The sequence below is a fragment of the Streptomyces sp. NPDC022552 genome (genome assembly GCF_055561875.1).
In genome coordinates, this window is record NZ_JBVHGJ010000001.1 from 753932 (window position 1) to 773761 (window position 19830).

Annotated in this window: 17 protein-coding genes and 2 pseudogenes; 7 read left to right on the forward strand and 12 right to left on the reverse strand. The window is 69.9% G+C overall.

All coding sequences use genetic code 11. From position 1 onward, the window contains the following. Positions 1 to 181 precede the first annotated feature (181 nt). From ACZ3OF_RS03470 to ACZ3OF_RS03480, 3 genes are all read right to left on the reverse strand, one after another. Positions 182 to 1297 (reverse strand): hypothetical protein, encoded by a 1116-nt coding sequence (locus tag ACZ3OF_RS03470; protein WP_467302452.1) that lies wholly within the window; start codon positions 1295 to 1297, stop codon positions 182 to 184. 359 nt (positions 1298 to 1656) lie between these two features. Next, on the reverse strand, positions 1657 to 3186 hold the full coding sequence (locus tag ACZ3OF_RS03475; RefSeq protein WP_467302453.1) for a gamma-glutamyltransferase: 1530 nt from the start codon (positions 3184 to 3186) through the stop codon (positions 1657 to 1659). A 153-nt stretch (positions 3187 to 3339) separates the two neighbouring features. After that, positions 3340 to 4059, reverse strand: coding sequence for a hypothetical protein (locus ACZ3OF_RS03480; protein ID WP_467302454.1), 720 nt, complete (start codon positions 4057 to 4059; stop codon positions 3340 to 3342). A gap of 334 nt (positions 4060 to 4393) precedes the next feature. Here ACZ3OF_RS03480 and ACZ3OF_RS03485 point away from each other — a divergent pair, with 334 nt between their 5' ends. Genes ACZ3OF_RS03485 through ACZ3OF_RS03495 form a run of 3 tightly spaced genes read left to right on the forward strand, consistent with a single transcriptional unit; the run spans position 4394 to position 8318 of the window. After that, on the forward strand, positions 4394 to 5467 hold the full coding sequence (locus ACZ3OF_RS03485; protein WP_467302455.1) for a tyrosine-type recombinase/integrase: 1074 nt from the start codon (positions 4394 to 4396) through the stop codon (positions 5465 to 5467). Then, positions 5467 to 5805 carry a helix-turn-helix domain-containing protein gene (locus ACZ3OF_RS03490; protein WP_467302456.1) on the forward strand — a complete coding sequence of 113 codons (339 nt, stop codon included), beginning with the start codon at positions 5467 to 5469 and terminating at the stop codon, positions 5803 to 5805. The genes ACZ3OF_RS03485 and ACZ3OF_RS03490 overlap by 1 nt, the downstream gene beginning before the upstream one ends. Next, positions 5802 to 8318 carry a hypothetical protein gene (locus ACZ3OF_RS03495; protein WP_467302458.1) on the forward strand — a complete coding sequence of 839 codons (2517 nt, stop codon included), beginning with the start codon at positions 5802 to 5804 and terminating at the stop codon, positions 8316 to 8318. Before ACZ3OF_RS03490 ends, ACZ3OF_RS03495 begins: the two co-directional genes overlap by 4 nt. Positions 8319 to 8451: 133 nt before the next feature. Here ACZ3OF_RS03495 and ACZ3OF_RS03500 read toward each other — a convergent pair whose 3' ends face one another. Continuing rightward, positions 8452 to 9042: a TetR/AcrR family transcriptional regulator gene (locus ACZ3OF_RS03500; protein ID WP_361680583.1), complete on the reverse strand. Its 591-nt coding sequence runs from the start codon at positions 9040 to 9042 to the stop codon at positions 8452 to 8454. Positions 9043 to 9170: 128 nt separating this feature from the next. On the opposite strand from ACZ3OF_RS03500, the gene ACZ3OF_RS03505 reads away from it, so the two are divergent. The 4 genes from ACZ3OF_RS03505 (at position 9171) to ACZ3OF_RS03520 (ending at position 12512) form a co-directional block, all read left to right on the forward strand. Beyond that, positions 9171 to 10127 (forward strand): SDR family NAD(P)-dependent oxidoreductase, encoded by a 957-nt coding sequence (locus tag ACZ3OF_RS03505; RefSeq protein WP_467302839.1) that lies wholly within the window; start codon positions 9171 to 9173, stop codon positions 10125 to 10127. A gap of 70 nt (positions 10128 to 10197) precedes the next feature. After that, on the forward strand, positions 10198 to 10617 hold the full coding sequence (locus tag ACZ3OF_RS03510; RefSeq protein WP_467302462.1) for a DUF6841 family protein: 420 nt from the start codon (positions 10198 to 10200) through the stop codon (positions 10615 to 10617). Positions 10618 to 11029: 412 nt separating this feature from the next. Next, positions 11030 to 11656 (forward strand): class I SAM-dependent methyltransferase, encoded by a 627-nt coding sequence (locus ACZ3OF_RS03515; protein WP_467302464.1) that lies wholly within the window; start codon positions 11030 to 11032, stop codon positions 11654 to 11656. Positions 11657 to 12122: 466 nt separating this feature from the next. Then, positions 12123 to 12512 (forward strand): Ku protein, encoded by a 390-nt coding sequence (locus tag ACZ3OF_RS03520; protein ID WP_467302466.1) that lies wholly within the window; start codon positions 12123 to 12125, stop codon positions 12510 to 12512. 240 nt (positions 12513 to 12752) lie between these two features. Here the strand turns inward: ACZ3OF_RS03520 and ACZ3OF_RS03525 are convergent, their stop codons facing one another. The 8 genes and pseudogenes from ACZ3OF_RS03525 to fxlM form a co-directional block, all read right to left on the reverse strand. Beyond that, positions 12753 to 13646 carry a hypothetical protein gene (locus ACZ3OF_RS03525; RefSeq protein ID WP_467302468.1) on the reverse strand — a complete coding sequence of 298 codons (894 nt, stop codon included), beginning with the start codon at positions 13644 to 13646 and terminating at the stop codon, positions 12753 to 12755. Continuing rightward, a complete protein-coding gene (locus ACZ3OF_RS03530; RefSeq protein ID WP_467302841.1) occupies positions 13643 to 14002 on the reverse strand; it encodes a hypothetical protein in 360 nt (119 codons plus the stop codon). The genes ACZ3OF_RS03525 and ACZ3OF_RS03530 overlap by 4 nt, the downstream gene beginning before the upstream one ends. Continuing rightward, positions 13997 to 14438, reverse strand: a pseudogene (locus tag ACZ3OF_RS03535) (hypothetical protein); the annotation flags it as partial. The gene ACZ3OF_RS03530 and the pseudogene ACZ3OF_RS03535, both read right to left, overlap by 6 nt. A 214-nt stretch (positions 14439 to 14652) precedes the next feature. Then, a pseudogene (locus ACZ3OF_RS03540) lies at positions 14653 to 15287 on the reverse strand (M15 family metallopeptidase). Positions 15288 to 15361: 74 nt separating this feature from the next. Next, positions 15362 to 15841 (reverse strand): GNAT family N-acetyltransferase, encoded by a 480-nt coding sequence (locus tag ACZ3OF_RS03545; RefSeq protein WP_467302470.1) that lies wholly within the window; start codon positions 15839 to 15841, stop codon positions 15362 to 15364. A 120-nt stretch (positions 15842 to 15961) separates the two neighbouring features. Continuing rightward, positions 15962 to 16486, reverse strand: a complete 525-nt coding sequence (locus tag ACZ3OF_RS03550; RefSeq protein ID WP_467302472.1) for a GFA family protein — start codon at positions 16484 to 16486, stop codon at positions 15962 to 15964. Further along, on the reverse strand, positions 16483 to 17313 hold the full coding sequence (locus ACZ3OF_RS03555) for a PIG-L deacetylase family protein (RefSeq protein WP_467302474.1): 831 nt from the start codon (positions 17311 to 17313) through the stop codon (positions 16483 to 16485). Before ACZ3OF_RS03555 ends, ACZ3OF_RS03550 begins: the two co-directional genes overlap by 4 nt. A gap of 140 nt (positions 17314 to 17453) precedes the next feature. Beyond that, a complete protein-coding gene (gene fxlM / locus ACZ3OF_RS03560; protein ID WP_467302475.1) occupies positions 17454 to 19823 on the reverse strand; it encodes a methyltransferase, FxLD system in 2370 nt (789 codons plus the stop codon). Between the last annotated feature and the right edge of the window lie 7 nt (positions 19824 to 19830).

Here is a 19830-nt window from a genome sequence, read left to right on the forward strand (position 1 = left end):
GCGCGAACCTCGACGCGCGTGCGCCTGGCATGAACGCGGCGGTGGCAGAGCCTAAGAATCCGAGCGCAGCTGACCCCAAGGGGGTTTGCCGTAGGCGATTCCGTACAGCCCCGGCATCGGGTGAGCAAATGAGTCGCAACCTGCGGCCAAGCGTGATGCTCAGTCTTGCCAAGTAGCGTGCTCAATCGCGTGGGTTGTGAATCATGAGCTGTGAGTGATTCTGAGCGAAGGGTGGTGACGGCGCCGACCGGTAGCTCCGAAGTAAGGATCCACCGCGCTCGAGCCAGCGGTCGACCCAGACTGGCACGGAGAGGGCAAGCTGCTGCTGGGCAGCGAAGGTCGCCGGGCGGTGCTCCTGGAGCCGCTTCAGGCGGTCGCCGTGGCGCTGGATGGCGCGAACCTCCAGCACTCCGGGCCGCTCGGCCAGGCCGGCGGCGACGGTGGTGCACTGGTCGCTGTAGCCGGGCGGCAGATGGCAGGTGCAGTGTTCGTCCACGGAGGCGAGGGGCAGGCCCCAGCCGGGCGCCGCGAGCAGTGCCATCAGCCGCCGGTGGCCGGTGGTGCCGGAACCTTCTGCGAACGTGGGGTCGATGATCCAGCGTTCGCCACCGTCGCGTTCGTGGTGGCCGATCCAACCGGTCACGGCCAGCGGTACCCCCAGGGTGCGGATCAGGCCGACGCGGCGCAGCAGCCCGCTGGTCAGCCAGGCCGACGCCGCGGTGCCCCAGCGGCTCGGCCGCCGGTACGGACGTTCGGCCGGGTGCCACCGGGTTGGCAGGTCGCGGTGGCACGGCGTCATACCGTAGGCGCTCATCTGCCGGTCCTGGACGTCGACCGCGCGCAGCCAGGCGTCGGGGTCCAGACCCAGCAGAGTGACGGAGGCGGACGTGTCCAGCATGCGCAGCATCACCTGCCCGTCCTCGACGTGGGTACGGGCCCCGGGCACCCCTTGGATGTCGCCGTACTCGTCGGCGCGCGGCAGCAGCGCCTCGGCCAGGTCCAGAGCCTGGGTCTCCTCCGGGTCGCGCTGCTCGACCGGGTCGGCCTCGAATCGGATCAGGAGGCGGTCGGAGCGTGGGTCGACGTATTCGATGCCCCATGGGTGCAGAGTGGTGATCCGACGCCAGGCCAGTGCGGCCATCAGCCGGGCCTCCAGCAGCATCTGGTCGGCGTCCGGCTGCGGGATCAGCAAGGAGCCAGGTGCGGCGGCCTCGACCCGGCGCCGGGCGGACTGCCAGGGCATCCCGGTGTACAGACGCAGCAGTTCGGCGCGACGTTCGACGGCGGTTGTCTTCATAACTCGAAGCTCCTCAACACCGCGGGGCCGTCCCGACACAGCACGCGCGGCGGAGAGCCACGAAGAACATGCGGACCACGCAGCGGCGCCGGCCGAGTTGGCTTCTCCACGGCGTGCTCGATGTCGGGTCGAGCACGGGGCAGGGACCCCGCCGGGCCCACCGCTCCGGATTCGACCACATCGACCGGGGGCAGGCCCTGGTCGGTGTGGTGACGCGCCGCCGCGTCACCCGAACGTTCGCAGTCGGACGTTGATCGAATCATCGGGTTATGAAGTGGCTCCCCCTCTGCAGGCGGAACGCATGGCCACCTGTGGTGCTCAGAGTGGCCAACTGGCCTGCTCAGCCACATCTCAACGGGCTAGGCGTGGATCGGGGGTACGTCGTAGCGGCTGACGGCCAGGTACGTCTCCGGCGTCGCTGCTTCGAGAAGACCCTCGTCACCCTCCAGATCAAGCTTCGGTTCCTCGGGACGGCGCAGCAGGTCGCTCCAGTCGCTCGTCGCACCCCGCTCGTACGCTTCACGGAGCAGGGGGCGCAGCCGGGGACGGGCCTCCTCCTGCTGCTCGCGGAAGATCCGCCGCCGGATGAGTCGCTGTTCTTCCTGAGCATCCTCGCTGAGCCCCAGGTCGTCGGCCGGCTGGTCCTCGGCACGCAGCCCCGGGGTGCGCCGGGCGATGGCGAGATCTTCCTCGTGCAGGCGCCCGCAGGCTGCGAACAGCTTCCGGGACATGCCGAGGTGGACCTCGGTTCCGGGGATGCGACACGTGAGGAAGTCGTCGAGCCCCATTGAGCGGATCCCGGCACGCAGGTTGTGCTGCTCACCGTGGAGCGCCGCTCCGCGGGCGTCGGCCCGCATGGCGAGCGTGAGGGTGTCGTCTTCCAAGGGGGTGGTCAGACCGGAGCGCCGGTGACGGGAAGCGCGGTCGGCCGGCACAGCCACCGTGCGCAACTGCGAGGCGGGAGCGGACCGCAGCGCCAGGTAAGCGAGCATCTGGGCGCGGGCCGCGCCGATGAGCGCGTCGTCGCTGTCGCCGAGGCGGTCTTCGAGGTTCCCCGCGCCTGCCTCGTCGTCGGTGTCGGATCCGCCTGGGACGAGCGGCGGCTGGCCCGGGTGCAGGTCATGGTCGATGGTGAGGAAGAGATCGTCTCCGGGCCGCACCGAGGCACCGACCAGGACGGTGCGGTGCGCGTACGAGCCGAGGATCTTGCTGCCGGCCACCAGTTGTGCCCACCCCTTGCGGAGCACGTCGACACCGACGTTGCCGCCCTTGGCCTCGATCAGCCAATACATCTCCTCCGCCTCGTGCCGCCCCCACAGGTCGGGCAGCTTCTTCTTCGGGTCCTTGAAGGTTTCGCTCAGGGCGGGGATGGGGCCGCCGAGTTCGAGGTGTTCGGTCTGCCCGAGGCCCAGCAGCGAGCGACAGGCCCACTCGGTCATCGTCATGCCCAACCGGTAGGCGGCGGCGTTCTTCGCCGTACGCTCGGTTCCGTGCGCGTAGACCGGGTTCAGGGTCAGGCGCCGGCCCTTGGCGCCCGCTACGGGGTGCCGGGGCTCGACGGGGTGCGCGCCGAGGTAGGCGTACAGAGGGGCGACCCGAGCGACGAGTTCCCCGTGCGCGTACCGCGGCTGGTTCTGCAGGTGTGGGGTGACGTCGCGGCCGACCTCGGTGGCAGCCTTGATGATCTCGCGCCACGTGGTGGTCGGGGCATACCAGCCATCCGCTGCCGGGAACCCGTCCGACCCGGTCCACGCCTTGTGCTTGTGGGTCCGCCACTGCCTCTTGGGCTTGTCCGCGGGTCCGTTACGGAACAGGACCGGTATGTCGAAACTGTCGGCGTAGGTGAGCGGCGGCTCGTCGGGGACGTGTGCGGGGATCATGGGGTTCATGGGGATTACCCTGGCACGGGCCTGGGCCCTCCCGGGGCCGGGCGGCGGGCTGCCGATCTTGCATGGCTCCTGTCGTCAGGGCGCGCAGTTGCGGCCATGTCCGATGGCGACTGGTGTTGTTGGCTTGCCACCCGTCTCCTCGTGTTGTACCACTCACGGCCGGTCGGGCCAGAAGATCGACAAGGGGAGTCGGATGGAGGGCAGCTGTACCGTCTCGATCGGTCCGAGAACGGCTGCCGCGGCGCGAAGGGCTTCGTTGTAGGAGCCGGCGCCAAGGACTTCGGCGGAACAGGCAGGACAGTCTCCGGGGCGTCGGGCGTGACCAGCGCTGCTATCCCTGGAGCCTCGGACGTGCGCGAAGGCGTCGTCGGGGAAGTCGGCCCGCACGGCATGCCAGACCCCGGCGCGTTCGTCGTCGGGCAGCCCGGCCGCTACCGCCGGCCGCATCGGCGGCAGCAGGCGTTCGTGGTCCTGGACGAGGAACACTCGGTCGGTGAAGTCGACGCTGTCCCCCTCGGGGCGCCCCTGCTCCAGCCACGCCCGGGCCTCCTCTCGGGTGCCCGGTCCCCACAGGTATTCCGTGGGGAACCGTGTGGTCTCGTAGCGGGTGTCGAACTCCGCCCAATGATCGTCGTTCCAGCGGCTATGTGGAATGAAGGGGATGGCCCGTACCACGACGTGCTGATGCTCGTCGCTCTCCTGATCTTCCGTGGGGTCGGGGGCGGTGAGCGCGTCGGCGGGCTCCATCCGCGCCCGCCCGGAACCGTTCCAGCTCAGTACGGCGATCTCCCGGTGCAGAGGTGCCGGGTACAGGCGCCCGTCGGGAGTGGCCTGCCCCCACAACTGGTTGATCAGCTCCGCTAGGTCCCGCACCGTTCGGGCCGCCCCGACGGGGGTATCGACATGATGGCCGGAGGGATGGGCAACGTAGTTACGCAGCTTGGCCAGCGCGTCTTCGACCGCGCGGCTGCGCCGCCCGCGGAGCAGACCCGCCGTACGCGCCCAACCCCGGGGAAATGCAGCGCATGCAAGCCGACTTCCCGGTGTAGCCGTACTGCCTGGGCTTCTGTCGCGGTCGCATGTTAGCGCCGAACTTCCCTTCTGAGCTGGCCGGTTGCCGACATTCGTGCATGTGATGCATGATTCGCGCGACAGCTGAACGGAGGGGGCAGTGGTCAGTGCTGGAGGTGACAGCAGCCGTGCTCGCATGCTGCTGCTCGACGGCGTTGCCCTGCTCCATCCCGAGGACGCTGTGTTCGAGGCGATGTTGGAGGGCTGGGGTCGCCAGCAGCGCGGGGGCCGCCGCTTGGCCACGGAGACGATCCTTGGACGGCAGCGGATCGTGCGCCGGTTCATGGAAGGCATCAACGAGTACCCATGGACCTGGACCTCTGGCCACGTGGATGAGTGGATGACGCATCTCGTCGCCGAGAAGAAGCGGGCGAGATCGACGATCCGCAGCTATCAAGACGCGCTGAAGCTGTTCTGCGACTACATCACCTCGCCGTACTACCAGTGGCCAGAGGTGTGCGAAGCCCGCTTCGGCACCCATCCAGTGCAGGTCTGCCATGAGTGGAACACAATCGCCCATCTGACGGACTACGAGGGACGGCCGGGTCGGCGGCCGATGACTCGGGAGGAAGTGCAACTCATCCTGGATCACGCCGATGACCAGGTCGATCGCGCGGTCAGACTGGGCCGCAAGGGTGCACTGGCGGCGTACCGGGATGCGACCGTGTTCAAGGTCATCTACGGGTGGGGGCTGCGCTGCAACGAGACCTCCCGGATCGATACAACCGACTTCTACCGGAATCCCAAGGCGCCGGAGCTGGGGCGGTTCGGTTCGCTCCAGGTCCGCTACGGCAAGGCGAGCAGGGGGTCTGGGCCTCGCCGTCGGATGGTGCTCAGCGTCATGCCCTGGGCTGTGGAGGCGGTCCAGGACTACCTGGTCAATATCCGCCCGCGGTACCGGAGCAGCGACGGGTCCGCGTTATGGCTGACGGAGCGGGGCGGTCGGCTCAAGCCGCGTGAGATGGAGGAACGCTTCGCGGAGTACCGGGACGAGCTGGGGCTGGATAAGGAGCTCACCCCGCACTGCCTTCGGCACTCCTACGTCACGCACCTGATCGAGGACGGTGCCGATCCTGCGTTCGTGCAGGAGCAGGTCGGGCATCGGTTCGCGTCGACCACGGCCATCTACACAGGAGTCAGCGGGGACTTCATGAACACGATGATGCGTAAGGCCCTCGACCGCGCCTATGCGGCGGACCAGGAGATGTGATGACTGCCAAGCTCGACTACCAGTGGCACTTGCGCACGATCATGGCAGGCCGCGGGTTGTTCTCGACCACGGATCTGCGGCCTCTGCTCGCCGAGCGTGGCATCGATCTCTCGCCGAGCCAGGTCTACCGCCTGGTGGTGGACAAACCGGAGCGGCTCAGCTTGAAGACGCTGATGGCGCTGATGGACATCCTGGGCTGCCGGATGGAGGAGCTCATCGAACCGGTGGCCGCCGCCTCCGAGGGCCGCCGGCGCGCAGTCGGCGGCGGGCCGGGCGAGGGGGGAGTCGGTGCCTTCCGGCCCAAGCGAGCCCGCATCACGGGGGAGAGCGACAGGTGACGGCTGCCAAGGAGCCGCCGCGATATGCCGTCGACCCGGACGGTGTGATCCGTGAAGCGGTGCTGTCCGCCGAGCCGCAGCTGGATCCGGAGATTGTTGCGGCAGCGGTGGGCGAGGTAGCGCCGGATCGTACTCGCCGCCGTCGACTGGCCCGGAGCCTTCAGGAAGCTCCCGACTTGCTGACCTCCGGTCGGCCGGAAGGTCCGCGGCTGATGGGTGACCTCATCGACGCACTCCTCCAGGCCGGAGCCAACCGTGTGGTGCCGCCCCGGTGTGGACGCTGCGGCAGGCAGAAGCCGTTGACCTATGTCGAGGGGAGGGTGCGGATCTGCGGGACCTGCGGCCATCAGCGGTTTGCACGCCGGGAGGAATGCAGCGTCTGTGGAAACGTGCGTGCGGTGGCCCGCCGGGATCGGCACGGACGCAGCCAGTGCGCTGGCTGTGCCCGGGAGGACGACGATCCGGCCTTGTACTGGGCCGCGGTGCACGCCCACCTGGTCCGGCTGGATACGGGCCTGGACGAGGCGGTGTTGGACGAGGCCCTGCGGGTCGCAGCCCCCAAGCCGTTCCAGGTCCGCAAGCTCGCCTATGAACTTCAGGCGGACCCGTCCCTCCTGACCGGTAGCGGCGCCCATGGGTCGCCCCGGCTCATCAGGCTTCTCGAATACCTCCACGACCGGCAGGCACGGAACATCGTCATGCCGCCCTGCCCCTGGTGTGGACGTCACGTGCGGCTGACGACCACCTACGACGGCATGCGCTCCTGCCGTGCTTGCTCCTCACGGCTGCGGACGCAGCCCTGCTCCCGATGCGGAGAGGTCCGCAGATACGGGCGGGGAGCCGACGGGAGCCTGCTCTGCCGCACTTGCCGAAGCCGTGAGCCGGCCAACCACGAGCAGTGCGTGCGCTGTGGCCGTACCACCGAGGTCCGCCAGGCCGGCGCCATGGCGGGCGTCTGCTTTGTCTGCACCCGCTACCCCACCGCCGTCTGCTCGACCTGTGGCAAGACCACACCGTGCTATCGCGCGATGACCAACTCTCCTCAGTGTCCGGAGTGTTGCCGTCCGCGGGAGGTGTGCAGCGCCTGCGGCAAGCTCCGGCGCGTCACCACCCGAACGGACTCCGGCGAGCCCTTGTGCGGCTCCTGCCACATCATCGTCAAGGCATGCGACCGGTGCGGCAGGCACAAGCGGGTCAGTACCCGTCGGACCACCGGCGAGGCGCTGTGCTACTCCTGCTACAGCAAGGACCCCGCTCGCCGACAACCGTGCGCCCAGTGCGGCACCATCACGATCCCCCGCCGCCGGGGCCTGTGCGAAGCCTGTGCCGTACCAGCTCGCCTGCGCGAACTGCTCGGCAAGGATAACGGCGCCGTGCTCCCCGGCCTGGAACCGGTCTTCCACGCCCTGGCCTCCGGCAAGCCCTCCTCCGTGATGGACTGGCTGAACCGGCCTGCGCGGGCCTCGCTCCTGGCCCGCATCCGCGACACCGGCGGCCCTGTCACCCACCAGATGCTCGACGACCTCATCCCGGCAGACGGCGTCCATCTGCTGCGCATGCTCCTGGTAGCCGGCCAGGTGCTGCCTGCGCGCGACGAGCAACTTGCCGCGCTGGAGCGCTGGGTGCCCACGCTGCTGGAGAGCATCCCCGACGCCCAGGAACGTCAGCTCGTTCATGCTTTCGCCCATTGGCATCACCTGGGCCGCCTGCGCTCTCGGCACTCGCCCGACCATCCCCTGTCGCCACATACCGCAGCCAATGTTCGCTACTGCCTCACGCAGACCGTTCACTTCCTGCAATGGCTGCGGCAGGCCGGCATGTCCCTCACCGCCTGCGCGCAGGAGGACATCGACGCCTACCTCTGCGACGGCACCGTGATGCGGTACAAGGCCCGCGGCTTCGTCCTGTGGGCCGCTCGACGCAGCCACATCCGCCGCCCCGTCGACTTCCCGCCCATGCCCAGCGGCAAGCCGCGCCGCTCTCTGGCAGACGACGAACGGTGGCGTCTGGCCCACCGCTTCCTTCACGACGACACCATCGACACCGTCGACCGCGTCGTCGGCTTGCTCGTTCTCCTCTACGGCCAGCCCCTCACCAAGATCTCGCGCCTCACCACCAGCCACGTCATCCAGGCCGGGCAAAGCGTCCGGCTGGCCCTCGGCACGCACCCCGTCGACGTGCCCCCACCGCTGGACCGGCTCCTGCTCGCCCTGGCCGAAGACCGCGATGGCCCTCCCGGCCTCGGCCGGGAGGGCCAGCCCTGGCTCCTCCCCGGCTTCCTCCCAGGACGCCCGCGCGGCACGGCCCATCTCCGCTCCCGCCTGACCGCCTACGGCCTGCCCTCCCGACGCGGCCGCAACAGCGCCCTGATGGACCTCGCCGCCCAGATGCCCCCCGCCGTCCTCAGCCAAGTTCTCGGCGTCGGCGTAAAAGCTGCCACCCAATGGGCCGACGCCGTCGGCAGCGCACGAACGGAGTACGCCGCCGACCGCAGCAAAAGGCCGCCGCGCTGACAGCTGTTTGATCGAGCGTCAGTGCCTGTTTCACATTTCCTGACCCGTGTCAGTGGCTCGCGCTCCGCAACGCGGTCGGGGCTGCTGGACCGCTGACGTCACACAGCCGGCGGGGACGCGGCCAAAGGCGGGGTCACGAGCTGGATGCCGATCCGTCCGCTCCGTACCGGAGGCCGTCGAGGAGCAGGTCGAGGAGGCGGCTGGCCCGTTCGCGCTGGTCGGGAGCGCTGGTGATCAGCCCGATGCCGGCCAGGCTGAAGCCGACATCGAAGGGGTCGATGTCCGGGCGCAGGAGAGCGGCGTCGGCGCCGGCGTGCAGCAGGGTGCCGATCGCGGTGGCGAGCTTGTCGAGGGTTTCGGCGAAGGGGTCGGCGCCGGAGGCGGCCGCGGCCCGTAGTGCGTCCGCCATGCCCTGCTTGGCGGTGAGGTAGTCGATGAAGTCGTCCATCCACAGGCGCAGCGCCTCGTCCGGGGCATGGTCGGCCAGCCGTTGTGCGGCGCTGTCGCAGACGCGGGCGAGCTCGTTGCGGTAGGCCGCCTCGATGAGTGCCTCGCGTGTGGGGAAGTGGCGGTAGAGCGTGGCCGAGCCGACGCCCGCGGCTTTGGCGATGGTGTCGATGGCGACGTCCGGGCCCTTCTCGGAGAAGGCGCGCACGGCCGCTTCGAGGATGCGCTCGCGGTTGCGGCGGGCGTCGGCGCGCAACACGCTCGGCTTGGTGGTCAAGGCTGTTCCCTTCGTCAGGGGATCAGTCTATCTGGACAACCGGGGAGTTCCCCGTTTACCGTGATGACTAACCGGGGAACTCCCCGGTTGCGGCGTTGACCGTGACGCTCCACGCGCAAGGAATGGCGATCATGACAGCACAGCAGCCCATCGGTTCCGGCTTCGGGGCCCGCAGCACCACGGCCGACGTCCTGGCCGGCCTCGACCTCACCGGAAAGCTCGCTGTCGTGACCGGCGGTAGTTCCGGACTGGGGCTGGAGACCACACGCGCCCTGCGGGGCGCCGGCGCGATTGTCGTCGCAGCCGTCCGCCGCCCGGAAGCGGCCGCGGAAGCCTTCACCGCAGTGGACGGGGTCGAGGTGCGCCGTCTCGACCTGGGCGACCAGGCCAGCGTGCACACCTTCGCGGACGAGTTCCTGGCAAGCGGCCGCAGCATCGACATCCTCATCAACAACGCCGGCGTGATGGCCCTGCCCGAGACCCGCCTCGGCCCCGGCTGGGAGGCGCAGTTCGCCACCAACCACCTGGGCCACTACACACTCACGAACCGGCTGTGGCCAGCTCTGGCGGCCGACGGCGGCGCGCGCGTGGTCGCGCTCAGCTCTGCCGGACACCGCTACTCGCCGATCCGCTGGGACGACATCATGTTCGCAAACGACTATGACAAGGCCGTCGCCTACGGACAGTCCAAGACCGCGATCGCGCTGTTCGCCGTCCACCTCGACGCCCTGGGCCGTGAGCACCAGGTGCGGGCCTTCGCCGTCGCCCCCGGTGCCGTCATGACCCCGCTCCAGCGGCACATGACTCGCGAGGAGATGATCGCCTTCGGCTGGATCGACGACCAGGGCAACACGGCCCCCAGTTTCAAGACCCCCGAGCAGGGTGCCGCCACCCAGGTCTGGGCGGCCACCTCCCCGCAGCTGGCCCACACCGGCGGCGTCTACCTGGACGACTGCGACATCGCCCCGCTCTCCCAGGACGACGCACCCGGAGTCAGGCCCTACGCGGTCGACCCCGAACAGGCCGCACGCCTGTGGACCCTGTCCGCCCAGCTGACCGGCACCAACGCGTTCGCGAACCGGTGACACGACGGCAAAGCGCACTCCCCTCCAAGAAACCCGCACCTGAAATCCCTGCAAGAAGGATCACGAAATCATGACGAACACCGATCTGGCCGCCGTCGCGAACGAAGCACAGGCATGGTTCGACAGCTACGTCGAGACGTTCATCGGACTGGCAGCAAAGGGGAGCACCGATCCCGCGCCGCTCCTCGACTACTTCTCGGTGCCGATCAGCATGACCACGGGGACGGCCCACACCGTTCTCACCTCCGCCGAGGCGCTCTCCCAGGGACTCGCACACGAGCTGCGCGCACTGCGCGACGCCGACTACGGGGGCAGCAAGGCCCTCGACCCCGTGGTGCGCGCGCTCAACGAGCGGGCCGCGCAGATCGAGGTGACCTGGGCGCGCCAGGACAGCCAGGGGCAGGAGTTCCAGCGTGTCCGTGTGCTCTACCTGGCCGCCCGGACCGACGCGGGATGGCGGACGGTCGCCTCCGTGATCCTGGCCAGCTGACGAAGCACATTGCCCGCGCGGTCGCCCGCAGTGCGCTCGCCAGTCAGCGAGGCGACAGGACCCGGCCACAAGATCGCCAACGTGACAGCACGTGCTGATCGATGTCACGTCGATGCTCGTCCCCACGGCTTAAGCGTGCCGCGCCGCCCGGCGACGGCGCGGCACTTTCGTCAGCCGACGTTCTTGAGGATGCCAGGCATGGGCGCGGTCGGGCCCATCCGCCGTGCCACCGTCGCCCGGCCGCCGTACGCATGCCGCTCACCCCCACGATCGCCGCCACTGACTTCGTGAACGTTCATGCGCCCAGGTGCCGGAGCGAAGGCAAGGCCGCGGCTCCCTTGCCTTTGCCGGCCTACTGACCTGGCCGGGATCAGTCCGCGCACCGGCATCCGCACGCAGGCAGAGGAACCACATGACCGACACCAATCGAGGCACCACGGACCTCCCACGCCACTGTGAGGCGACCTTGTTCCTGGGACAGTGGATGCGCTCGCCCTCACACATCGGTGCCATCGCGCCCAGTTCCCGGCACCTGGCCCGCGCCGTCACGTGCGCCATCCCAGAACGCGGGGAACCCGTCGTCGTGGAACTGGGCCCCGGAACAGGACCGTTCACCGCAGAGATCCAGCGCAAACTCGCCGGACGCGGCCGTCACCTCGCCGTGGAGATCAATCCGCGCCTCGCCGAGCTCCTTCGCGACCGCTACCCGGCGACCGAGGTGATCCAGGGCAATGCCGCGGATCTGCGCCAGCTCCTGGACGAACGCGGCGTCGACCAGGCCGACGTGGTGGTGAGCGGCCTGCCCTGGTCCCTCTTCCCCACCACGGTCCAGGAACAACTCATCGAAGAACTGACCGCGGTCCTTGCACCGGCGGGCGCCTTGACGACCTTCGCCTACCGCCACGCCGTCCCCCTGGCCTCCGCCCGCCGTTTCCGCGACCTGCTGGCCGACCGCTTCGAAGAGGTCGTCCCCGGCCGCACCGTCTGGCGGAACTCTCCGCCGGCTTACGTCCTGCACGCCCGCAGGCCCAGGCCGTAACCGGTGCCGTGGCCCTCCTGCGTGTCTGGCGCGGTCAATGGCGAGGGTGCCGCAGGTTCACCTCCTTCAGTCGGGGGCCGGAGCGTCCAGCCCCAGGTCACGCGCCGGCCAAGCAGCCGACGGTGATGAGAGGGGTCCCGACGCGTTTGCAGGCTTCGGCGCTGCTCAGGCCCTGGTCCATGAGCCGGAAGTATTCCTCCCGCTCACGGACCAGGGTCCTGCGGCCCTGAGCCTTGCCCCGGTTCTCCCGAATCCTGAACCCAAGACGATCCGTCGGGGCCTCAGCATGGTCGCGGTACCGCTTTACCGGGACGGCGCACAGAGCTCAACCCGGGCCCCCAGCCGACCGGCCCCGTACCAGCTGCACCGGAACCAGCCGGGGCCTTGTTCGGGGTCGGGTCCACTCGCAACCTCGGCGAACGCTCAACCATTCCGCAAGTTCGCATAACCGGGTTCGCCAGTACTGGTGGAGGCGCTCGCCCGCACCGGGTACGTGGGCGTGTGCAAGATTGCTGTCCGCTCCAGGGAACGGCTTGCCGTGCTCCGACCGCGCCACGGGCTGCTGATCTGCCAGAGCCTGCTGTGGCCCGAGGAGGTGCGCGACCCTGGAGACCTCACCTCCTCCGCGCCTGTCACGGACCGGGAGCTGCAACTCGCCGAGGTGTTGGTACGGGAGCTTACGGGCATCGAAGTCGGCGAGCTGCATGACGAGTACCGGCACGCGCTGGAAGAACTGGTCAGCGCCAAGGTGTCGGGGGGAGAGATCGCCGCCCCTCCTGAGCCTGAGCCGGCGGTGGACCTGATGGCCGCGCTGGAGGCGAGCGTACGGACGGCGCGGGCCGCGCACCGGGACTGACGGCCGAGCGCATCACCGTAAGCGTGCGAGGCCACGCTACGAGCATCCGGCCTGGCAGGTAGCGCCCGGGGCCCGACCAGGGCAGGCCCCTCCCGCTCGGTGCTGGGCCTGCCCTGCCGAACCCGCCGAAGCCATCAAGTGGACGGCTCCAGCGGCGAGGTGATCGCTGCGCTCCAGTTTTCTAGTGCGTCTCCGGATCGGAGGCTGCGGTCGCGGCTGTGTTCGGCCCGTACCAGGTGTTCATGAGGTCGGGTCTGGCACGGGCATGCCGGTCAGTTGTTGGGCGTGCCGCGCGAGGTGCGGGGCGAGTTCTGGGTGGCCGCCGCGTCTGACGACCTGGAGGAGTTGGGCGAGCGCCACTAGTTCACCGGTTCTTCCCGCCGGCGTGGAGAGGACGTGGGCGAACCGGGTCCGGATTCGCTCGGCGGTCGTCGGGGTGGTCAGGCTGTACGCGTGCAGGAGGCCGATGTCGTAGCCGACGGGCAGCCTCCCCCAGCCCTCCCAGTCGAGGATGACCAGCGGCGCGCTGGTGAGGTTGGCCCAGTGCAGGTCGCCGTGCCCCGTCGTCCAGTCCGTGATCCGGATCGCAGGCATGCCCAGGAAGCGGGCGAAGTTCCTGTCGACCCACTGCTGACGCACGGCCTGTCGCTCGGTGGCGACGGTCGCAATGGCGGCGAGGGCGGCCCGCAGGTCCGCCCACCAAGCGTCGGGCAGCTCCAGCTCCGAATGGAGGACGGGCCCGCCCCTCTGGAGAGCCGGCAGGGACACGTACTCGGTCAACTCCGCGCGGTACGCCTGGCCGCCTGCGGACCAGTCCAGCAGGTCGTGCAGCCGCGGGCGGGGCACCGAGCGCGGAAGCGCAGTGTCGGCGGCGGCCGTTCCCTCCCACAGGCGACCACCGCGCTTGTCCTCCGGTACGGAGAGAAGACGGAGCCACCAGCGGCCGGCTCGGCGGCCGATGGTGCGACCCTGCCACCCCCAGACTTCCGGCCCGGTGGCCTCCACGCCGAACTTCCGGGCCGCAGCCGAGTGTGCCCTCCGCATCCGCACCTGGTCGTCGCGTTGGCTCGGCGGAACGAACACCGCCGTGCGCTCCGCGGCCTTGCCGCTCCCCGACGCTGTCGCGCCGCTCATGGCCGTACTCCCAGGAGTCGGGCGGCGCCAGCGTCCAGCAGCTGCTCTCCCGCCCGGCGTCCGACACCCGTGGGGTCGGCTGCGGGGCCGCTCGTGACGGTGCGAAGGGGTGCACCGCCGTCTGGGTTGAGGACGACCGCGTACACGGTGACGCACTCGTGTTCCTCGTCGAGGGCGGCGTGGACGGAAGCGGCGGTCAGGCAGCCGCCCCGCAGGGCGGCGAGGGCGGCGCGTTCGGCGTCCAGGAGGACCCGCGTCTGGGAGTGGGTGAGCGGGGCGAGGAGCCGGCTGGTGGTGGGGTCGTCGGCGCGGTGCTCGATGACGACGATCCCGGCGCCTGCAGCGGGCAGCCACACCGTGGGGTCCAGGATCTGTGAGGCGCGGTCCGCGAGGCCGAGGCGCCGGAGTCCGGCAAGGGCGGCGATCATCGCGTCCGCGCCCAAGGTCCCGGTGTCGAGCGCGTTCATCCTGGTGTCGGCGTTCCCGCGGATCGGCACGGGGATCAACTGCGGGTGCAGGGCCTTGAGTAGTGCCGCCCGGCGGGGTGCGCTCGTGCCGACGAGGGTGCCGGGTGGCAGGGTGTCCAGAGTGGCGGGTGAACGCGCCCTTTCCGCCGATCTCGGCCAGCGGGCCTCGGTGCTGGTCACCTTGGGAAGTGATCCTGAAGATCTTGAGGTCGATGTGCGGGTGCAGGGACCGGAAGGCCGTCTCGACCCGACCGGTCTGCTCCATGGCCATGGGGCTGGGCCGGGTACCCATCCGAAACTGGGTGGTGGTCGTGCTGGGTGTCATCGCTGATCGCTTTCAGGCGGAAGGGCTGAGGGGGAGCCGGCGTGGTGGCACCGGGACCTGGCGGCGCGAGGCGACTCCCGCTCCCCGAGCCGTTGTCAATGAGGCTGTGCCCGAGCTGGTCTGGGTCGGGGTGGGCGAACCGTATGGTGCGTGGCATTTCCGGTTCCTTCTGCGATAGCGGTGGGGTGTGGCCGGCCGACCCGGCACGGCCTGATCAAGGAAGGTCGCGTGGTCCGTACAGGGCGGCCGGTTGCTGCGCCATCAGCGCCCAGTACCGGTCGCCATGGCTCCAGTGCCACCACTCGGTCGCGTAGTTCACGAGTCCGGCGGTGGAGAGGGCGTTGGCCAGTGTGGTCCGGTTCGTACGGGCCTGGGGGTTGATTGATTTCGCGCTCGTGTAGCAGGCACCGTCGCTTTCCTCGGGGCTCGCGTTCACACGTGTGTGCCCATGTCCAGCTCGTGGCCATCGGCGTCCACGAGGGTGAGGTCGACTGCTGCGCCCGCGCTGTGCGGCGCGATCTCCGGAGGAGACACGTACCGGCTTGCGGCCTCGTGCACTTGGTCGTGGGGCCAGGTGGGGTTGGCCGTACGCAGCTCGTCCGCGTACTGCTCGAAGTACTGCTGTTGCAGGTCGGGCGGGCGGTACCCCTCGATGAACAGAAGGCGAAGGCCCTCGGGCAGAAGCGACTGGGCGTACAGGAGCCGGTCGAGGACTCCTTGCCGGAGATGGGCGAAGGCGCCCGCCGGGTCGGCCCTGCGGTCGTCGACCAACAAGGTTCCGCGGACGTCGACGAGCGGCTCGCCGCAGTCGGCGACGCGGCGGTCGGACATCAGGACGATATTCATCAATGCCTCCAGGGCCCATGCACTGACGTACGCGGTCGTGCCGGGGTGGCGGGCCTGCATCACTGCCGCCAGCCGGTTCATGTCGTACTCCCGCCGGTCGAGTTGGGGAATCGGGTCATGCGCATGAGCGCGGGATCGTGTGTGAAGCCGAGCGCCTCGTACAGCGGGGCCGAGCCTTCGCTGGCGTGCAGTTCGTAGAGGGTGACGCCGTCCTCCTCAAGGTGGTCCGTGAGCGCGGTGAGGGCGGCCCGAGCGTAACCCCGGCGCCGGCAGGTGGGTTCGGTGGCGACGGCGTGGATACGTGCGGCCAGCCCCTTGGGGTACTTCGGTGCGGGAAGAAGCGGCTGGAGGAAGGCAAGGGCGCAGGTGGCGAGCCTTCCGCCGGTGGCGTCGATGACGTAGGCCCGGGCGTCGCCACCGGGCTGGAGCCGGGCAGCGAGCTGGTCGCTGCAGTTGGCGAGCCAGTTCTCGTCGAGGGGTTCGGACAAGATCAGCTCGGATCTGAGGCGGATGATCTCGCCGGCGTCGTCAGGACGTGCCAGCCGTGGAGTGGTCACAGCGGAAGCCTTTCTCGTCTACGAAAGAGGTGGCGTCGGGAGTTGTGGCGTACCGGCGACACCGGGCGGCCGGCCGGCGGGCCGGGAGGGGCCGATGGTCGTCAGGGCGGCAGCCATGCGTCACTGTGAGGGGGCCGCGGAGCGTTGCGGATCGGGAGCGAGGGTGATGGTGATCCACGGGACGGCCTCGTCGCGATAGGAATGTCCGACGGGATCGGTGCCGCTGCGGTCGTCGAGGCTGAAACCGGTGACCATGATCATGTCTGAGTCGTCGGCGAGGGAGACGAGGTGTGTTCCGCAGCGCGGGCAGAAGCCGCGGCGCAGAGTCGGCCAGGTCGCGTACCACGTCGGCTCGCCACCTGGGCCCGTCCACGTCAGCCTGTCCTTACGGAAGCCGACCCACAGGACAGCGGGGCCGCCGGAGATGCGTGTCTCGTGTCGGCATGAGCACAGATGCGGATCGTCCGGGATGCCTTCCGCTTGGTACACGATGTTCCCGCACTGGCAGCGCCCGGTCCTCCGTGCAACGGCTGGACCGTTGGCGGCCGGGGTCGCGTCCGGGGCTGAGGGGCCGGTCGACGCCGGACCGGTCGTCTGGCCGGAGAGGTGGGATGAACTGGGCATGGATCTCCTTGTCCGTGTCATCGGACGGGCCAACGTCGCTGGTTGGGACTGGTCAGACGCGACGGGACTTCACCGTGGACGGTCGGACCGCTGGTGAGCGCGGACGTGACGGAGCCGCCGGTCGTGAGGCTGAGGCGGGTGAAGTACTCGGTGGCCAGAATGCGGTCCCGCCTCTCCGTGTCGACGCGGGACAGCAGCGCGGGCAGCGGTCGCTCGCCTTCGAGTTGGCTGCTGTGGGAGCAGATCGCGCGCCATTTGCGGTCGATCCATTCCGTCACGTTCACGGCGGCGGTGACGTACTCGTCCGGCACGGCCAGCAGGGTCTTGCCGACCCCGCACAGCAGCGGCCCGAGGTCGCCGATCCCGGACTGAGGGTGGGTGGCCGCATAGAGCGCGCGGGGCCGCCAGGGCTCGCCGGCCTCCGGGTGAAGGTGAGCGATTCCGGCTGCTTCCATAGCGAGCAGCGTCACCTGGTGGGTGCGCCGGTGATCCGGGTGCCCGGTCAGCTGGCCGAGCGCGTCATGAGTGACGACGATGTCGGGGCGGACCTGCCGAATGTGCGCGACCACCTGGGCGACGGCGTCGTCCAGGGGCACGTCGCACCAGCGGGGTCGGCCGGGCGCCGACGATCCGTTGCGGGCGTCACCGTATCCGAGCATCCGTGGCGCACCGGCGCTGAGGACATCCAGCGCCGCTGCGAGTTCGGCGGCCCGACGGCTGTCCGGGGCCCAGGTGGCGGTGACCACCGCCGTTTGGGCCCCGGCGGCGGCGTGCTGGGCGAGCACCCCGCCAGCGAGGAGGGACTCGTCATCCGGGTGAGCGAAGACAGCGAGCAGACTGGGTAACAACGGGCATCTCCCGGGACGGTGGTCTGGCCGGCCGGACAGGGGCGGAGGATGGACGGGGTCCTGCTGTTCGGTCATAGGCGCCGGTCAGGCCGCCCTCGCCCGCGTGCCTACCGCCGCCGGCGCGCTGTTCAGCCAGATGATCATGCTTCTCCCGTGGCCGCGGCGATCGCGTCGGTGTGCCGAGCGGGGCCCGGGAGGTGCCCGTTGCGGCCCGGCCACCGGAACACCAGGCGGCAGTGCTCCTTGTCCAGGACATCCCCCGCAGGCAGCAGATCGTCGGGCGTACCGGCCGGGTGGACGGTCAGGATCGGATCAGCGTGCTTGCTGTTGTCGTCGGCGCGCACGTGGCGGTCCCAGGACCGCACTGTGGCCGCCAACTGCTCCGCGAGCTCAGGACCCTGCTCACCGAAGGCATGGATGAACCACTCCCACTTCTTGTCCTCGGGGCGCTCGCCGTACTGGGTCTGGACGTGCATCAGGTAGGCAAGCGAGCCGTCGCCGAGGATCGCCGGCGTGTCACGGTCCTTCACGATGCCGGTGACGCCCGTGTCCTGGTGCGCGGCCAGCCGGCAGAAGGTGGGCAGGGTGGTGGCCGCATACAGCTGCAGGGAGCCGAAATAGGCCCCCGCCCCCATGGTCACGCCGGTGGCGAGTTCGTGCCGAGGCCCACGCAACGCCTCCTCCAAGCCCGCTGTCGGGGCGGCGATGCCGTTCTCAAAGCGGAGCGTCAGCTCACCGTTGAGGAGGCCGGCGACCGGGATGGTGCGGGCCTGCTGCCCTTGGTCACGCACGAAGCCGCAGTACGTGAAGTGGCGGGCGTGCAGCACGTGGCCGCGCCGCTCGAGGGTGATCGCCCGGGTATAGCCGCCGATCTCCAGCGGCAGGACCAGGCTTCCGCCCTCAGCCAGTTGGTCCCGCCAGGCCGGGGCGATGTCCCAGCAGTTGTAGGTGATCACGCTGCCGTCGAAGCCGCCGCGCGGCACGAGGTGTGCGGGTGCTCCCAGGGCCGCGTCGGCCTCGACGACGGTGACGCGTCCGCTGCCGGCCTCCGTGAGGAACCGGCGGGTGCGGCGCACGACCCACGGGTCGATGTCGACGGTGACCACGCGCCCCTCGGTTCCGGCGACGTGGGCGATCAGTTCGGCGTTGTAGCCGCCGGACCCGGCCTCGAACACGATCGCGCCCGGCTGAAGGTGCAGGCTTTCGATCATGTCGGCCTGGAGCCAGGCCGCGGACACCGAGCTGATCGCGGCTCCTGTCTCGTCGCGCCGGGTGATCACGGCCCGGTCGCCGCCGTCGTACGCGGTGGCGAGGTTCGCTTCCGGGGCGAAGCGGTGTCGGGGCACGGTCCGCAGCGCCTCTTGAACCTGTTCGGAGGGGGCCCAGCCGCCGGCGATGACCGTCTCGGCCATCTCGTGGCGCAGCCGGGCGGCTTCGGCCGGCTCGCCGGGCACGGGCGGCTGGTCGCCGGCGAGGGGGTAGATGTGGACGGGCGGCAGGTCGGGGATGACCCCGGGCCAGATGGCGTCCAGGGCCTGCGAGGCAGGGGTGAAGACATCGCCGACGCAAGACAGGGCGTGCAGGTCATGCCACTCCCACCGGTCGAACAACTTCGGCTCTTGGTTGGTGAGGGTTCCCGACCAGGCGGTGATACGGACAACGGCCGTGAGCCGGGGCACGCCGTGGCTGTCGTCGACGAGCATCGTGACCACATACGCCTCCGAGGCCAAAGCCGTCAGGCCGGTCTCCTCACCGAGTTCGCGGACCGCCGCCGCGGCGAAGTCCTCCGGTCCGGAGGTCTTGCCGCCGGGCAGCTCCCACATGCCCCGACGCGAGCGGCCGAGTAGGACCCGCCCAGCCGCGTCGGTGACGATCGCGAGGGCTCCGGTCACGGCGTGACCAGTGGGTGGTTGCCGCCTCTCGACCGCGGCGGTGTCCCTGTGGCAGGAGCCGCGCAGAACAAGGACGGCGAGCTCGTCCGCTTCCAGCCGTACGACCTGCTTCCATCCGGTGGTGAGCAGGCCGATCTCGTCCTCGTCGAGGGCGATGTCACGCCGCTCCTCGGGGGTGTGCTCGGCCACCGGAGTGATGACCACGAGCGCGCCGCCGGGCCGCAGCCGCTCGCCGAGGGCGTGCAGGACGCGGCTGCGGTCGCGCAGGAAGGGATACATCAGGCGCAGGCTGATCAGGTCATATCCCTGGTGCAGCTCTGCCGGGTCGTCGTTCTCGATGTCCAGCTGTAGCCAGCGCACTCCCTCCACTTCCGGGTGTTCCGCGCGGGCCCGGGCGATCGCGCTGCCGACGAAGTCGACGGCGTCCACCGCGTAGCCGAGAGACGCGAGGTAGGCGGCCAGTTCGCCGGTGCCGCATCCCACGTCGAGCGCCCGCCCGCCGCCTTCGGGGACGGGCGTGTGCTCGGCGAACACAGCCTGCTCGGCGTCACCGAGCTGCCGGAAGTTCTTCCCGTCGGCGTAGTGCTGCTGCCACTCCTCGCGAGCGGTGTACCCCACGGTGCTG

Bases quoted from the DNA above. Each gene is read 5' to 3' on its own strand.
- ACZ3OF_RS03470 (WP_467302452.1), bottom strand. From the start codon at position 1,297: ATGAAGACAACCGCCGTCGAACGTCGCGCCGAACTGCTGCGTCTGTAC.
- ACZ3OF_RS03475 (WP_467302453.1), bottom strand. From the start codon at position 3,186: ATGAACCCCATGATCCCCGCACACGTCCCCGACGAGCCGCCGCTCACC.
- ACZ3OF_RS03485 (WP_467302455.1), top strand. From the start codon at position 4,394: ATGCTGCTGCTCGACGGCGTTGCCCTGCTCCATCCCGAGGACGCTGTG.
- ACZ3OF_RS03490 (WP_467302456.1), top strand. From the start codon at position 5,467: ATGACTGCCAAGCTCGACTACCAGTGGCACTTGCGCACGATCATGGCA.
- ACZ3OF_RS03510 (WP_467302462.1), top strand. From the start codon at position 10,198: ATGACGAACACCGATCTGGCCGCCGTCGCGAACGAAGCACAGGCATGG.
- ACZ3OF_RS03515 (WP_467302464.1), top strand. From the start codon at position 11,030: ATGACCGACACCAATCGAGGCACCACGGACCTCCCACGCCACTGTGAG.
- ACZ3OF_RS03525 (WP_467302468.1), bottom strand. From the start codon at position 13,646: ATGAGCGGCGCGACAGCGTCGGGGAGCGGCAAGGCCGCGGAGCGCACG.
- ACZ3OF_RS03550 (WP_467302472.1), bottom strand. From the start codon at position 16,486: ATGACACGGACAAGGAGATCCATGCCCAGTTCATCCCACCTCTCCGGC.